The sequence below is a fragment of the Streptomyces achromogenes subsp. achromogenes genome (assembly GCF_000720835.1).
In the GTDB taxonomy this organism is placed as follows: domain Bacteria; phylum Actinomycetota; class Actinomycetes; order Streptomycetales; family Streptomycetaceae; genus Streptomyces; species Streptomyces achromogenes.
Window position 1 is genome coordinate 1 of record NZ_JODT01000033.1, and the last position, 15,770, is coordinate 15,770.

Consider the following 15,770-nt stretch of genomic DNA (forward strand, 5'->3'; position numbering starts at 1 on the left):
GTAGCAACCCGGCCTGAAGCGCTACCACCACCAGGCACCAAACTGATCAGCCCAGACCAACCCCATGACTCACTGATCAGAAAGACCGCTCCTGGACAGGTGAGGGTGAGGTTCGCGGTCAGGCCGGTGTTCCACGCGTTCACGGTGCTGGTGACCTGGCAGCCCGCCGTCCCCGGGGTCGGGGTGGAGGTCTGGAACTGCGTGAAGAACTTCCATATCTCTTGCGGCAGCCAGGTCCTGGGGCCGCTGTCGCCCGGGGCACCGTCCTGCGGAGCGGCGATGTGGCCTTCGTCGAACGCGGCCCAGACCACCGGATGGCCGGCCGAGCAGCCCGCGTAGGCGGTGACCCGGTGGGTCAGGCTGCCCTGGGCCGGCTCGGGCGGGTTCTGGGGAGTGCAGCCGTTGTTCCTGACGAACCTGTCCCGCATCGCCCGGCCGCCGGAGATGCCGAGGACGTTGTCCCTCAGACCGTGCACTCCGAGGTAGGCGATGGGCCGGGTGCCGTCGTCGCAGCCGCTGAGCACCCCGCCGCTCTGGACCGCGACCGCGCGGAAGACCGTCGCGCGGGAACACGCGAGCGAGTACGACATGGCGGCACCGTAGCTGAACCCCAGGGCGAAGCGCTGTGTCTGGTCGACACACAGGTCCGTCTCGATCCGCCTGATCATGTCGTCGACGAAGGTGACGTCCTCCCCGCCGGTGTTGGCCCAGCCGTTGCCGAGACCCTGGGGCGCGACGAAGACGGCACTGTTGTCCGCCAGTCGCTGGAGTCCGTAGTAGGCCCAGGTGCCCGGGTCCACGGTGCGGCCGGTGGCGACGTCGGTGGAGGTGCCGCCCAGCCAGTGGAACCCGAAGACCAGCCGGTAGGCGCGGTCTCGGTCGTAGCCGTCGGGGACCCGCAGGATGAAGCTCCGGTTCTTGCCACCGCTCTGGAGGGTGTACGTGCCGCTCGTCAGGGTCGGGGCCTTGCCGCACCCGGGGCTCGCGGCGGCGGCATCGGCGGGTGCGGCGGCGGCGCGGCCCGGTGTTGTGCCGCCCAGGCCGAGGACCAGCAGCACCGCGACCAGGCCGGGCCATAACAGGGATCTCGTCCTCGTCGTCGTCATCCGGGTCATCCGGCTTCCCTTCTGTTCGGTCATCGCTCTGTCCCAGGTCAGAACGCGGGGGTGAAGCGCCACCAGTCGATGTTGAACAGGTAGCCGCTGCCGCCGGTGAAGCGCAGATAGAGGTCCTGGGTTCCCGTGGCGCCGCCGACCGGGCAGGTCACCGAGGTCCAGGTCTGCCAGCCGCCGGTGGAAGGCACACCGCACCGGCCCACGAGCGTCCCGTTCGGGGAGCCCAGCCGCAGTTCGACGGTGCCGCCGCCGCTGCCCGAGGCGACGCGCGCGGTGAAGGAGGAAGCGCCCGCCCCGAAGGCCACGCCCTTGACCTTGATGTAGTCGCCGTTGTCGATCCAGCCGACATCCCTTCCGCCGTCACCGGCCGGTTCGGTCTCGATCCCGGACCCCCAGGCGATCGTCTCGGCCTCCTGGCGTACGTACGGGTCGAGCGTGCCGACCTGCGGTGCGCCCGTGTTCGTCATGCCGATGGTCGGGATCGTGCCGTCGGCGTTGTAGGAGAACCGCTCCACCGCGACCGAGCGGGTGAAGCCGCCACCGCCCGGCAGCGCTCCGTTGTGGTAGAAGAAGTACGAGTTGCCCTTGAAGTCCACGATCCCGGGGTGGTTGGTGAAGCTGCCGCCCTGTGTGGGCATGACCGTCCCGCGGTAGGTCCAGGGTCCGGTCGGACCGGGCGCCGTGGAGTAGGCGATGAACTCCGAGCAGCACTTGGCCGCGAACACCAGGTAGTACAGGCCGTTCCGCTTGTAGACCCAGGGGCCCTCCTCGTACAGCGTGGGACGGTTGGGGTCACCGGTGCGGGTGCCGAATCCCGCGGTGGTGAGCGGGATCCTGGTGGGGCCGCCCGAGTACGAGGTCATGTCGGCGTTCAGCTTGACGTACCACAGATTGGGGTTGCCCCAGTACAGATAGGCCTGGCCGTCGTCGTCGATGAAGACGGTCGGGTCGATCTCGCCGTTCTCCACCAGCGGATGGCCGAGGGCGTCCCGGAACGGGCCGGTGGGGCTGTCCGCCACCGCCACGCCGATGGCCATCCGGCCGGTGGCCCGGTTCTTCACCGGCACGTACCAGTAGAACCGGCCGCCGCGCTCCACGGCCTGGCCCGCCCAGGCGTCGGCGGACGCCCAGCCGAAGGTGGCCAGGCCGAGCGGTGAACCGTGGTCGGTCCAGTTGACCATGTCGGCGGAGGACCACACACGCCAGTCCTTCATGGTGAAGTACGTGGAGCCGTCCTCGTCGTGCCCGGTGTAGAGGTAGACCCGTCCGTCATGGACCAGCGGTGCCGGATCCGCCGTGTAGACGTGCTGCACGATCGGGTTGTCGGCCCTGGCCGGCGTGGGCCTCACCGCGGCGGGGACGACGGCGAACGCCAGCAGCAGACCCAGGGTCCAGGCGAGTGCCCGGCCGAGCCTCGTACCGCCGGCGGACGACCGCCGGAGCGGGATCGTCATCGTGGTCTCCTCAGGGTGTTGGCGGACGGCTGCACGCGATGTCCCTCATGCGCGGGACCACTTCTGGGCGGCCCGGCCGTCACAGGTCCACAGGACCAGCGGGGTTCCGTCGGCCGTGCCGGAGCGGTCGGTGTCGAGGCACAGTCCGGCGTGGACGTTGCGGACCGACCCGTCCGAGCCGAGGGTCCACTTCTGGTTGTCCTGGCCGTTGCAGGGCCAGGTGACGACGCGGGTGCCGTTGGCGGTGCCCTGGTCGTAGGCGTCCAGGCACTTGTCGCCGTAGACCCGGATCTCGCCGCCCGCCCACGTGGTCCACAGCTGGTTCGCGGCCGTGTGGCAGTCCCAGAGCAGGACCGTGGCCCCGGCGACGGTGGAGGCGTTGTCCACGTCCGCGCAGCGGCCGGACGCCCCGCCGCGCAGACGCGAGGTGGTGGCGGCCAGCGGGCTGCCACCGCTCACCCGGTACACGGCCACGCCGTGCGCGGGGACGTTCGCCGAGATCTGCCCGGACGTGCTCGACGTGCCGCCGGTCCACAGGTCGGTGAGGGTGAACGGCCCGCCGGACAGACCTACTTGCGCGGGCGAAGCGGTGACGGTCGCGGCGCCCGATCCCCGGTTGAACAGGCCCACCGCGACCGAACCGTCCTGCAGCGGCTTGGCGAACACCTCGGTGGCGCCGTCGTCACGTACCCGGCGTCCTCCCACGCCCAGCGGGTCCTGGTTCACCGCCAGCAGACGCGGATTGCGCAGGATGGCACTCACGTCGGCGGACATGGTGCGGATGTCGTTGCCGGCCATCAGCGGGGCGCCCAGCAGGGCCCACAGGGCGAAGTGCGAGCGGGACTCGGTCAGCGACAGGCCGGGACGGCCGACGACCAGCATGTCGGGGTCGTTGAAGTGTCCCGGACCCGACTGGGCCGCCAGCGGCGCGGTGACGTCGAGGACGTTGCCGACGCCCATCGGGTAGCTGTTGGTGTTGCCGTTCTGCCAGATGTCGAGCAGGTCCTCGGTCGTCCGCCACAGGTCGGCGACCTCGCCCCAGTTGTAGGTGGCGCCGGTGATGGCGTGCAGGCTGTTGGGGTTGATGCTGTAGACGATCGGACGGCCGGTGGCGCGCAGCGCGTCGCGCATGAGCGTGAACCGCGCGACCTGCTCGTCACGGGTGCCGCTGGAGGAACACCAGTCGTACTTGAGGTAGTCGACGCCCCACGAGGCGAACGCGGCGGCGTCCTGGGCCTCGTGGCCCTTGCTGCCGGTCGACCCCGGGTAGCCGCCCGTGGCCTGCGCGCAGGTGCGCTCGTTCGGCACCTGGTAGATGCCGAACTTGAGGCCCTTGTTGTGGATGTAGTCCCCGAGGGCCTTCATGCCGCTCGGGAACTTGGTGGGATTCGCCCGCAGGTTGCCCTGCGCGTCGCGCTGCGGGTCGAACCAGCAGTCGTCGACCACCACATACCGGTAGCCGGCGTCCCGCATGCCCGAGGACACCATCGCGTCGGCGGCCTGCCGGACCTGGGCCTCGGTGATCCCGCACCCGAAGCTGTTCCAGCTGTTCCACCCCAACGGCGGGGTGAGCGCCGGGCTGCCCGGCGCGGCGGAGGCGGTGGAGTGAGAGGCGGCCGTCAGGGACGCGGTGACCGTCAGCGCGGCGGTCGCGAGGAGGCGGAGGAAGCGCCCGCCTGATCGTCTGAACACCAAGGGCTCCTTTTCCGGGGTCGATATGTCAGGCTCATGACATGAGGGTGTGGTTCGCAATTTCGAACGACATTCGGAAACTCGGCCTCACGGATATTAGAGAGACCTCCGACCCTGTCAACACCGCCCGCCCTCAGGAATCCGCGGCCCCAGCCCACAAGGGCCCCATATGCGCACGGAAGTGCGACGTTCAGTCAACGGGTTCACGGAAGTGGCCTGGCGAATGTTTCGGAGCAACTGGCGAATTATGCGAGAAGGATTGACGCCTCCCGCCGGCCGCCTATCATCCAGGGTGCTCGATATGCCAACCGATGTTCGATATCACGAACATGCCGATCGATCCAGTCGCTCCGCACCGCACGAACCGACGAAGGGGACGTGTGCATGAGAAAGTCCTGGATTCTCACCCTGGTCACGCTTGTCGCCGCCGCGCTCGGAGTCATGACGGCCGGCGTCACCCCTGCCTCCGCCGCCCCGAACACGCCTTTACGCCTCATGCCGTTGGGCGACTCCATAACCTGGGGCGTGGGCAGCAGCACCGGCAACGGCTACCGCGGACCGCTCTGGAACAAGCTCGCGGCGGACGGGCATCCGCTGGACTTCGTGGGCACGGTGCGCAACGGCCCGATGTCCGACCCCGACAACGAGGGCCACTCCGGATACCGCGTCGACCAGATCGCCGCACTCGCCGACGCCTCGCTGACCCGTTACCGGCCCAACGTCGTGACCCTGCACATCGGGACCAACGACCTCCAGGGGGCCTCCGAGGTCGACACCGCCGTCACCCGGCTGCGCTCGCTGGTCGGTCAGATCACCGCCGACGTCCCCGACGCGACCGTCCTCGTCGCCTCCCTGGTCGTGTCCACCAGCGCCTCGGAGGAACGGTTCCGGGGCGCGTACAACCAGGCCGCCTCCCGCATCGTCGCTGACGCGCGGGCCGCGGGCAAGCACGTCGCGTACGTGGACATGAGCGGCCTGACCACGGCCGACCTGGCCGATCCCCTGCATCCCAACGACGCCGGCTACCAGAAGATGGCCGACGCCTTCCACCGCGGCATCCAGGCCGCGGACAACGCCGGGTGGCTGAAGAACCCGGCCCCCGCCCCCGCCCGCGTGCAGTCCGGCATCGCCGGCAAGTGCCTGGACGTCAACGGCACCAACAGCGCGGACGGGACCGCCGTCCAGATCTGGAGCTGCGGCAGCGGCGCCAACCAGGTCTGGTCCGCGTACACCGACGGCACGCTGCGCTCCCTGGGCAAGTGCCTCGACGCGGCCGGCGGGAGCACGGCCAACGGTACGAAGGTGCAGATCTGGTCCTGCCACGGCGGCGCCAACCAGGTCTGGCAGCCCTACAACGGCGGCTACCGCAACCCGGCCTCCGGCCGCTGCCTCGACGACCCGGGCTTCTCCACGGCCGACGGCACGCAGCTCCAGCTGTGGGACTGCACCGGCGGCTCCAACCAGAAGTGGACCACGCTGACCGCCGGATGACCCCAGGTCCGTGAGGTGCCGGCCGGCCCGGGCGGTGGTGTCTCGCACACCCGGGAACGTCTTGTGGACCTGCGGAGTCACCTGGCCCGGGCGAGGCGGTCGGGCGCACACCGGGCCGGCGCCGGCCCCGCCCGAGCACCACGGGGCGGTGCGCGGGCGGGGCGGAGGGCGCCGGCCGCGTCCGAAGGCGGCCGGGCCGGTTCCTCCGGTACGGACGGCGGGGAATGTGCCTGTGCCACGCCGGACGGCTCACCCCGATGCCAGCAGTCCCCGCCTCCGCAGCTCGGGGGCCAGGCCGTCCGAGAGCCAGTGGGCCTCCTCCAGGTTCGGGAACCCGGAGAGGATGAACTCGCTCACGCCGATGTCGCGGTACTCCTCCAGCCGGTCGGCGACCTCCGCGTGGCTGCCTACGAAGGCCAGCGCCGAGCCTCCGGCCAGGAGCCCGAAACCGCCCCAGAGGTTGGGCGCCACGTGGAGGCTGTCCAGGTCCTCGATGCCTGCCCCTGCGAGGAGGCTCTGGCCCCTGGCCTGGCCGACCGAGTCGCGGGCGCCCAGCAGCGCGCGGGCCCGTGCGGCGTGGGCCGGGTCGATGCCGGCGAGATGCCGCTCGGCGTCCGCGAACGCCTGCTCGGCGGTGTCCCGGCTGAGCAGCCAGGCACGCAGGCCGAACCGAGGTGCCGGCCGGCCCTCGGGCAGCGCCTCGGCCAGCCACTTGATCTTCTCCATGATCATGTCCAGTGGTTCCAGCCAGCTCAGATAGACGTCGGCGTGCCGGGCGGCGACCGGCCGGGCGTACTCCGAGGACCCGCCGAACCAGATCTCCGGCGGCTTCGCGGGCAGGTCGCGCCCCGGGGCCGTCACGGAGGCGTCCCGCGCCGCGAAGTACTCCCCGGTGTGATCGACCGTCTCACCCGCCAGCAGCGGCCGGACGATCCGCAGGAACTCCTCGGTGCGGGCGTATTGCGCGGCCTTGTCTCCGTGGTCGCCGTAACGGCGTGCCTCCCACCCCGGTTCACCGGTCACCACGTTCAGCGCCAGGCGGCCGTGGCCGGCGAGCCGCTGGAAGGTCGCCGCGTGATGCGCGGTCAGCAACGGGTGCTGGGTGCGGGGGTGCAGCGCCACCAGGAACCGCAGGGTGCGGGTGTGCGCCAGGAGCACGGAGGAGACGATCCAGGGGTCCTCACAGGAGGACCCGGTCGGGACGAGTACGGATGTGCACCCGGCCTCCTCCACCGCCAGCGCGATCTCCGTGAGGTAGGACAGGGTCGGTGCGCGGAAACCCCCGGGCCCGGCGGAGTCCCGGTCGGGCAGCACGACGTTGGTGCCGCCCTGCCGGAACTGCCGGGTCTCCCCGGAGCTCGGCAGGTACCAGTGGAGGCGGATCCGGTCATCGGTCGTCATGTCAACGGCCCGCTTTCGATCGGTTCGTGACGGTGGGGGGAGGGCAGCCGCGAGCCGGCGCGGAACGGCCGCGTGACCAGGGCGCCACCAGGCCCCGGACGGACTCGCCGGCGAGCGCGCCCGGGTGCGGGACGCCGTGCGGGGTGACACGAGGGCGGCCCGCCGGCGGTGGCGCGGCACACCCGCGTCACCTCGCGGCTCACTTCCACGGCCGGTGCGGGTCGACGGGCTCGGCCAGTGTCCGCTCCGGGGCGTCCGCCAGGCCGACGAGCACGTCGCCGATCGCCGCGGCCAGCGTCCCGGCCTGCTTCGCCGAGACCCGCGTTCCCTGGTAGGAGAGCACGGCGGTCAGCTCGCCGTCCTCTTCGGCCACGGTCAGGGTGATGCCGGTCTTGGCCTCCCGGGCCCCGAGCCGGTCGAGGAAGACCGGCCGCAGATACGTTCCTGCCAGTTCCGCCTTGCGGTCGCCGCGCAGGTTCATGTTCAACGTGACATCGGTGTAGGGCGAGCGTCCTGGCCGCCGCACCGGGGCCAGCCGCTCCAGGACGTCCTCGAACGGGGCCTCGCCGTGCGCGAAGGCGTCGAGCGTCTCGGTCCTCAGCGCGGCCAGTACGTCGCCGAGCGAGCTGTCCGCGGTCACGTCGGACCGCAGCACGACGGTGTTCAGGGTGGGCCCGAGCAGGTCCGGGAAGGCACCCCGGTCCGGCTGGACGGCGGGGACGCCCACCGTCAGACCCGGCTGGCCGGTCCAGCGGTGCAGGGCGACCACGAGCGCCGCGCCCACCACCATGAACCAGGACACCGAGTGGCGGGTCTGGAGGTGCCGCAGCCGCTGTCCCAGGCCGGCCGGCAACGGCACCGTGACCGCCCCGTCCGGCTCGGGCAGCGCCGGCGGCTCGGGGAACTCGACCGTGCTCGTGGCGCCGTCGAGCCGTTCACTCCAGAAGTCGAGGTCACGGCGCTGCCGTTCGCCTCCGCGGGCCGCTTCGCCGGCTGCCGTGAACTCGCGGTACTGGGTGCGTGGCGGCCGGGCGGGCACTCCGTCGGCGACGGCACGGTAGTAGCGGTCGAGCTCCGACAGCAGCGTCGGGACCGATTCCCCGTCGATGACGAGGTGGTGGGCGCACACCAGCAGCGCGTGCGCGTCTGCGAGGTCCGCCACGGCGAACCGCAGCAACCGCCCGGACTCCAGGTCGAAGGGCTGCTCGGCGGTGTCTTCGAGCCATTGCGCCAGTTCCTCGTCCGGCTCGGCCGGGTTGGTGACGAACACCAGCTCGATGCGGGGCCGCCACGGCTCCCGGATGACCTGACGCAGCACGCCGCCGTCGGTCACGAACGCGGTGCGCAGGATCTCGTGCCCCGCGACCAGCTCGGCCAGCGCACGGTTCAGCACCGCCAGGTCCAGTGGTCCCTCGGCCTTCCAGGACAGCAGGACGGTGTTGCGGGAGCGCGCCTCGACCTGTTCCGCGAGCCAGAGCTGGCGCTGGAGTGGGCCGGCCGCGGGCAGCCGGCCGGCGTCCGTCGCCGTGTCCGGGCGGACGGCGGGCGGGGGGCCGCCGAGCTCGCGGTCGACGAGCGCGGCCAGCGCGTCCAGGCGGGGGTGTTCGAACAGGGCGCGCATCGGCAGTCGCACACCGAAGTGCTGCTGGATCCGCGCGATCAGCGCCACCGCGTTCATCGAATGCCCGCCCAGCGCGAAGAACGAGTCGTCGGGTTTCACCGAGGGGACGCCGAGCAGTTCGGACCACAGCCGGCCGAGGACCGCCGCCGTGCCGCTCCCGGTGGCGGCCGGTCCCTCGGCCGCCGGTTCGGCCGGCGGTGTCCCCGGCCGGCGGCGCAGCGCCTCCTCGTCCACCTTTCCGTTGGTCGTCAGCGGAATCTCCGGGACGGTGCGGAACTCTCCCGGGATCATGTAGCCGGGCACCTTGGCGAGCAGGTGGTCGTAGAGGTCGCGCCGGGTGAGCGGGGCGGTGGTGGCCACGACTCCGATGAGGCGGTCCGGCTCGGCCAGCACCGCGGCGTCGTGGACCTGCGGGTGTTCGAGCAGCGCGGCGCGCACCTCGCCGGGCTCGACGCGGTATCCGCGCAACTGCACCTGGTCGTCGGCCCGGCCGATGAACTCCAGTGTCCCGTCCGGCCGGTACCGGGCCAGGTCGCCGCTGCGGAACAGCTTCCCGTCACCGAACGGCGACTCGACGAACCGCTGCGCCGTCAGCTCGGGCCTGCCCAGGTAGCCGCCCGCGACTCCGGCACCGCCGACGTGTATCTCGCCGACCGCGCCGACCGGCAGCAGCCGGCGGCCGGTCAGCCGGTCCAGCAGCAGCAGCCGGGTGGTGGGGATCGGCCGGCCGATGACGCTGGCGTCCGCGTCGGCGTCCGCCCGGGTGACGGTGTGGACGCTGGCGTGCACCGTGGTCTCGGTGATGCCGTACATGTTCACCAGCCGCACATGGGGGCGGCGTTCCAGCCAGTCCCCCAGTACCGCCGGGCGCAGGGCCTCGCCTCCGAAGATCACGTATCGCAGCCGGTTGAGCCCCGTGGGCGTCGCCGGTTCGCGGCCCACGATCCGGCCGAACGCGCTCGGGGTCTGGTTGAGCACGGTGACCCCTTCCCGTTGCAGCAGCGCCCAGAACTGCTCGGGGTCGCGGGCCTGTTCCTCGGTCACGAGCACCAGCCTGCCGCCGTGCACGAGTGCGCCGAAGATCTCCCAGACCGAGAAGTCGAAGGCGTAGGAGTGGAACATCGTCCACACGTCGCCCGGTCCGAACGCGAACGGGAGGCGCTCGTTGGTGACGAGCCGCACCAGGTTCCGGTGGCTGATCACCACGCCCTTCGGCTTTCCGGTGGTGCCGGAGGTGTAGATGCAGTAGGCGGGCGCGTCGACGGCCACCGGGGGCAGGTCGCGGTCGGAGCCGGGTTCGGCGTCGACCGCGACGGTGGCGCCCTGGAACCCCGGGACGCCGGCACCGTCCGGGGTCACCGCGAGCCGGGTTCCGGAGTCGTTGAGGATGAAGGCCGCCCGCTCGAGCGGCCCCGCCGGGTCGACCGGCAGGTACGCGGCCCCCGCGAGCAGCACGGCGAGGATGGCCTCGATCTGCCGTGGTCCGCGCGGCAGCAGCAGGGCGACGAGTTCGCCCGGTTCCACGCCGCGTTCGAGGAGGACCTCCGCGAGCCGCTCGGACCGGGCGAGGAGCTGTCCGTAGGTGATCTGTGTGCCTTCGTGCGTCAGGGCCACGGCCTCGGGCCGGCGCCCGGCGGCCTGCCGGACCAGTTCGTGGACGGTGGTCTCCGGGTAGGCCGCGTCGGTCGCGTTCCAGACCGCCAGTTGGGTGTGGCGTTCGTCGTCGGTCAGCGGGTCCAGGTCGCCGAGCGCGGTGTGCGGCCGCCGCGCGAGCTGCCGCAGGGCTGTCGTGAAGTGCTCCGCGAGGGCGGCGATCTGGTCGTGGTCGAAGTAGCGTCCGTTGAAGACGAGGACGCCCCGGTGGCCGCCGTCCTCCGGGCGCAGCACGAGGTGCAGGTCGTATTTGCCGTAGCCGCCGGCGAGGCCGGTCTCCTCCTGCGGCCCGGTGTCGTCGAGGACCGTGACGAGCACGTCGAACAGGGCGGTGCGGCTCATGTCCTTGACCGGGTCGATCCGGCGTACCAGTTCATCGAACGGGGCGTGCTCGTGCCGCTGGGCGTGCGCGCGCTCGGCCGCGACCGCGGTCGCCAGCCGGTCGAAGGTGACATCCGGCCGTGCCTCGAAGCGCAGCGGCAGCAGGTTGGACAGGGGGCCGACGATGTGGCGGTCGGCGTCGTGGCGTCCCGGGTGGGTGAGGCCCAGCACCAGGTCGGTCTGTCCGGTGTACCAGCCGAGGACGGCGGTGAACGCGGCCAGCAGCACGTCCAAGGGGGCCACGCTGAGCCCTTCGGCGAGCGTTTCGACCGCTGTGTCCGCCGGCACCGGGAAGCCGGCCGTGGCCTCCTCGTAGACGTGGACGGCGTCGCGCCGGCGCCGTTCGGGCAGGCGCAGGGGCTCGGCCGGGGGGCTGAGCACGGCGGCGCGTGCCTCGATGTCCGCGCGCCGCGTCTCCTGCGGTGCCCGCTCCTGCCAGGCGCCGAAGCTGCTGGGTTCGGGGGTGTCCCCGAGGAGTTGCCGGGCGAGGAGCCGCAGCGAGTGGTCGTCCGCGACGGCCTGGTGGGCGGTCAGCGCCAGCCAGGCCGAGCCGTCTTCGCGCGGCAGCACGGTGACGCGCAGCAGCGGGCCGTCGACCAGGTCGAACGGCGCGGTGACGGCCGCGCGCAGTGCTTCGGGGCCGGCGCCGGCGGGCAGCCACTGCGGACGCACCGGAACGGTGTCGTGGACGCGCTGCACCACCTCGCCGTCCACGTGGTCGAACGTGGTGCGCAGCGCCTCGTGCGCCCGCACCACCGCCGCGACGGCGGCGTCCAGCCGGGACGGCTCGGGGGCCTCGGGGAGCCGCAGCACGAGCCTGAGGTTGTGGTAGGTCGGCGCCGCCGGGTAGATCTCCCCGTTCTCGAACCGGTCCACGAACCACATGCGCTGCTGGTGGGGGGAGGCGGGCCGGACGAGGACGGCGGGCGCCGTCCTCGGGGGGTCACGGTCCGGCTCGGGCGGCAGGGGGTCCGCGGCCGGCGGGTCGTCCGTCGCTTCCGGGGCGGCGGCCGGGGCCACCGCCGCCGTGAAGTCGCGCAGGCGGGGGTGGTCGAACAGGGTCCGGATCGACGCCGCTTCGGCGCCGTAGCGCTTGTCGACCGCGAGCACCAGCTTCTCCGCCAGCAGCGAGTGGCCGCCCAGCTCGAAGAACGAGTCTTCGGGGCCGATGTCCCGCACGCCGAGCACGTCGGCCCACAGCCGGGCCATCTCCGTCACCGACTCGTCGCCGGCCCGCTCCGCGAAGGGGCCGGGCCGTGTCCGTGCGACGGGTCCGGGGTCCGCCGCCAAGTCCCGCCTGACGTCGATCAGCGGCGTGTCGGGGTTCTCGGCGAACGCGTCGAGGATGGACCGGTAGTCGTGCGCGAGTTCGGCCACCCGGGTGGGGCCGACGGCGCCGGTGGGGTCCTTCCACAGCACGTGGGTGCCGGCGCTGTCCTCGCGCACCATCGTCGCCAGGAGGAAACCGGCGGAGCTCTCCATGCCGAGCAGCCGCAGCGACGCCCGGTGCTCGCCGTGGCGCAGGGGCAGATCCTGTACGTCGACCCCGTCCCGCAGGCCGGCGTTCCAGACCTGGAACACCGTCTGGTGGGTGCGCGCCCCCGCTTCCGGCCCGGTGAGGCCGGCCGCCCGCATGATCGCCGGCAGTGGCAGGTCCCCGTGCGCGACGGCGTCCCGCACGCGGCCGTGGACCCGGCGCGACAGCGAGGCGTAGGTGTCGTCCGCCGTGGGCCGGTCCAGGACCGGCAGGGGGTTGACGAAGTCCCAGACGAGTTCGCGCAGCGACGCCGAGGACCGACCGTGGTAGGGCACGAACGACAGCACGTCCGTGCCTCCGCCGTACCGGCGCAGCAGCGCGAAGTAGCTTCCCAGGAGCACCGATGTGTAGGAGACGCCGATCTCGGTGGCGCGTGACCGCAGCCGGGCGGCGAGTTCCGCGGGTATCAGCTCCTCCAGCACGGTGTACCGCGTCTCGTCCACGCTCGGCGGCAGCCGGAAGCCGAGCTCCTGACCGCCCAGCGTCCTCCGCCAGTACTCCCGGTCGGCTTCGCCTTCCGGACCGTCGGCCAGCGCGTGCGACCGCTCGGCGTGGCGCACCAGCGGGCCGTGGTCGGGGACCACCGGTGTGGCGCCCGCGTACGTGTCCCTCAGCGCCTCCAGGAGCACGAGGATCGACGCGCCGTCGAACACCAGGTGGTGCACGGCCAGGACCAGGACGGTGAAGTCCGCGCCCCGCAGCAGCTCCACCCGGGCGAGCGGTCCGCGGCGCAGGTTGAACGGCCGTTGCCAGCTTTGGCGTACGGCCTCGTCCCGGGGGAGGTCCGTCGTCGTCTCCGTCACCGGGATCTCCGGGCCGCCCGAGCGGTCCAGCACCAGGCCGCCCGGTGTGGCCAGCACCCGGCCGCGGAGCTGGGGGTAGAGGTCGCCGATCTCCTTGACCGCCGCACGCAGGCATGCCACGTCGAGCGAACCGGTCACTTCGAAGGGCGTCGGGATGATGTTCGTCCAGGCAGCCGGGTCACGTTTCCACGCGACCCAGATGGCTTCCTGCCCGACCGAGAGCGGGACCTGCTTCGGGTCACTCACATGTGCCTCATTTCCGCGTCGTGTCCGGCTTCTTCTCCGCCCCGCCGGTACTCGTTCGGCGCGGCGGAGTCAGGTCGGTCCGTGGCGGACAGCCGGATGTGGGGGGCGTTGACGCGCTGCCGCGCGCGGCAGCGGGAGACGTCTGCCGGCCTTTGGGCGTCGGCACCGGTGGTTCTCCTCGCCCGGGCGAGGACCGGGGCCGTGGGCAGACGGGTACGGGGCGAAGCGGCGGGTCCGCGGACTCACCCCCGGGCGGGGTGGGAGGCGCCGCGTCGGCGAGTGGTTCGTGGGCGGGCTCGGGCCCCGGGCCGCGGCGGGCGGCGGCTTCCCCGGCCGGAATCGCGGCGCCGCCCGGTGTCACCCGCTGTGTCGTCCCGCCGCCGGGTCACAGCTGCGTCCGCACGTTCAGCCGCCTGAGCCACGCGTCGAGTTGCAGCACCATCTCGACGTCCGCACGGCCGAGCCAGCCGCCACGGTCGAGGCGGCTTGGATCGTCGACGACAGCGGTGGCGGCACGACGGTCCAGCAGCGCGTGCACAGGGGCCGCCGAGTCGTTCAGCAGCGCCCGGAGGCGGCTCAGGAGAGCGGATTTGTAGTACGTGTCGTAGGTGATCGGGTAGGGCACCTTCGGCCGGGTGAGCACCGACTCGGGGACCAGGCCGCGCCCGAGGGCGCGCAGGAGGCTCTTCTCCCTGCCGTCGAAGGACTTCGCCCGCGCCGGCAGGTGGTACACGGCCGACACCACCTGGGGGTCGGCGAACGGGAAGCGCACCTGGAGTCCGGCCGCGGTCGATATCCGCTCCGAGTGGAGCACCGTCTGCTCCAGCAGCCGGGTGATCGTCAGATGATCGATCTCGCGGGCGAGGCGGTCGGTGCGGGACGCACCCGGCGGGTGCCGCACCTCGGCGACGGCTTCGCGGAACAGGGAGTCGATCCAGCCGGACACGTCGATGGCGGCGAGCAGTTCGGTGTCGAACAGTCCGGCACCGATGCCGTACGGCAGACCGAAGCGCCGGGAACGCTCGATCCAGGGAAACGATGTCAGGGCACGGGTGGGGTCGGGATCCCCGCCGAGTCCGGTGAACACCGCGTCCGCGCCCTCGCCGCTGAGCACCACCGGCACGGTCTGCGCGACCCGGCGTCCGAAGACGTACGGCGTGATGTTCTTGTCGCCGAACGGGGTCGGATGGTCCTTGGCCGCGGCCACCTCGGCCAGCAGGCCGGGCTCGGAGAGCTCGCGCGGGTCGATCTCCGCCTCGTGGTGCTCGCATCCGAGGAAGTCGACGACCTCCTGCGCGTACGGCCGGTCCGGAACCGGGACGCCGGTCTGGTCGAACACGACCGTGAAGGTCCGCGGAGGGTGTTTCGCGATGCCGGCGGCGAGGCCGGTCAGCACGCTGGAGTCCAGTCCTCCGGACAGCAGCACAGCGGGCTCGGCGTCGCCCAGCGCCCGGCGTACGGCCTCGTCCAGGAGCTCTGCGACCTGCTCGACGGGGCCGCCGCCCCGCGCGGCCTCCGGTGGATCCTGCAGGGACCAGTAGCGCGCCTCGGAGGCGGCACCGCCGGCCCGTAACTCGACCGTGGTTCCCGGCACCACCTCGCGCACGCCCGCGAGCACCCCGCGCCCCGGGGGACGCAGTTGTGTGATCAACGCGCTCAGACCGTCGGCGGTGAGCCGGGGCCGGGCCCACGGGTGCCGCGCGAGAGCGGCGAGGTCGGACGAGAACAGCAGGCCGTCGTCGGTCACCAGATAGCTGAGCGGTTTGATGCCGAGGCGGTCGCGTCCCAGCAGCACCCTGTCCGCGTCCAGGACCGCGAACGCGAAGTCGCCGTGGAACCGCTCGACGGCGGCCCGTCCCCACTTGAGGTAGGCGTGGGCCACCAGTTCGGAGGGCGAGTACCCCGGGCGCACCGCCAGCGAGGCCGCGAGGCCGCCGGCGTTGGCGAGGTGACCGTCGAAGACCGCCACCACCGGCGGGGCTCCGGCGCGCTCGAGCACCGCCGGCCCTCTCGGCCCGGTCCAGGTGGGGCCGACCGTCTGCACGAGGACGGAACTCTCGTGCCGCCATATCCCGTGTCCGGCCCTGCCGCGCACGGCGAGATCCGTCATCAGGCGACTGAAGTCCGCTTCACGCACCTCAGCCCTGGAATAAGCCGACCATCCGGCAAAACTGGACATTGAGACCTCGCCGAGATTCTACGAGTCACGTGACTCATCGGAGTCGAATTACGTCCGCATCATCTGCCGAGCAGGAGCCGCGCTCAGGCCGCCACTTGCTGGAACCTCTCGAGAACCTATCCCGATCGACCGCCGTTTATGTTGCCGGAACATTAAAATAACTGGAACATGAATGCAAATAATCGGGACACACTCTG

At 72.0% G+C, this 15,770-nt stretch carries 7 protein-coding genes; 1 reads left to right on the forward strand and 6 read right to left on the reverse strand.

Annotation, left to right across the window (positions count from 1 at the left end; translation table 11 throughout):
- The 3 genes from IH25_RS0128740 to IH25_RS0128750 form a co-directional block, all read right to left on the reverse strand.
- Positions 1 to 1,067, reverse strand: a 1,067-nt coding sequence (locus tag IH25_RS0128740) for a CE1 family esterase (protein WP_051754174.1), incomplete at its 3' end; no start/stop codon positions are given.
- An 86-nt stretch (positions 1,068 to 1,153) separates the two neighbouring features.
- Positions 1,154 to 2,569, reverse strand: a complete 1,416-nt coding sequence (locus tag IH25_RS0128745) for a glycoside hydrolase family 43 protein (RefSeq protein WP_051754169.1) — start codon at positions 2,567 to 2,569, stop codon at positions 1,154 to 1,156.
- Positions 2,570 to 2,614: 45 nt separating this feature from the next.
- The gene (locus tag IH25_RS0128750) at positions 2,615 to 4,261 is read right to left on the reverse strand and encodes a glycoside hydrolase family 27 protein (RefSeq protein ID WP_030616883.1); all 1,647 of its coding nucleotides are present in this window, start codon (positions 4,259 to 4,261) and stop codon (positions 2,615 to 2,617) included.
- A 384-nt stretch (positions 4,262 to 4,645) separates the two neighbouring features.
- Between IH25_RS0128750 and IH25_RS0128755 the strand changes: the two genes are divergently transcribed.
- Complete coding sequence (locus tag IH25_RS0128755; protein ID WP_030616886.1) at positions 4,646 to 5,752, forward strand: ricin-type beta-trefoil lectin domain protein; 1,107 nt, start codon at positions 4,646 to 4,648, stop codon at positions 5,750 to 5,752.
- A gap of 249 nt (positions 5,753 to 6,001) precedes the next feature.
- Here IH25_RS0128755 and IH25_RS0128760 read toward each other — a convergent pair whose 3' ends face one another.
- The 3 genes from IH25_RS0128760 to IH25_RS0128770 form a co-directional block, all read right to left on the reverse strand.
- Positions 6,002 to 7,153 carry an LLM class flavin-dependent oxidoreductase gene (locus IH25_RS0128760; protein WP_030616889.1) on the reverse strand — a complete coding sequence of 384 codons (1,152 nt, stop codon included), beginning with the start codon at positions 7,151 to 7,153 and terminating at the stop codon, positions 6,002 to 6,004.
- A 199-nt stretch (positions 7,154 to 7,352) separates the two neighbouring features.
- Entirely contained in the window at positions 7,353 to 13,394 is a 6,042-nt protein-coding gene (locus IH25_RS0128765; protein ID WP_030616890.1) for a non-ribosomal peptide synthetase, read from the reverse strand.
- A 385-nt stretch (positions 13,395 to 13,779) separates the two neighbouring features.
- Positions 13,780 to 15,504, reverse strand: a complete 1,725-nt coding sequence (locus IH25_RS0128770) for an asparagine synthetase B family protein (protein WP_051754170.1) — start codon at positions 15,502 to 15,504, stop codon at positions 13,780 to 13,782.
- Between the last annotated feature and the right edge of the window lie 266 nt (positions 15,505 to 15,770).

What these genes read in the sequence shown, in the direction of transcription:
- IH25_RS0128770 (WP_051754170.1), bottom strand. Translation starts at nt 15,504, where the DNA reads ATGACGGATCTCGCCGTGCGCGGCAGGGCCGGACACGGGATATGGCGG.
- IH25_RS0128755 (WP_030616886.1), top strand. Translation starts at nt 4,646, where the DNA reads ATGAGAAAGTCCTGGATTCTCACCCTGGTCACGCTTGTCGCCGCCGCG.
- IH25_RS0128760 (WP_030616889.1), bottom strand. Translation starts at nt 7,153, where the DNA reads ATGACGACCGATGACCGGATCCGCCTCCACTGGTACCTGCCGAGCTCC.
- IH25_RS0128745 (WP_051754169.1), bottom strand. Translation starts at nt 2,569, where the DNA reads ATGACGATCCCGCTCCGGCGGTCGTCCGCCGGCGGTACGAGGCTCGGC.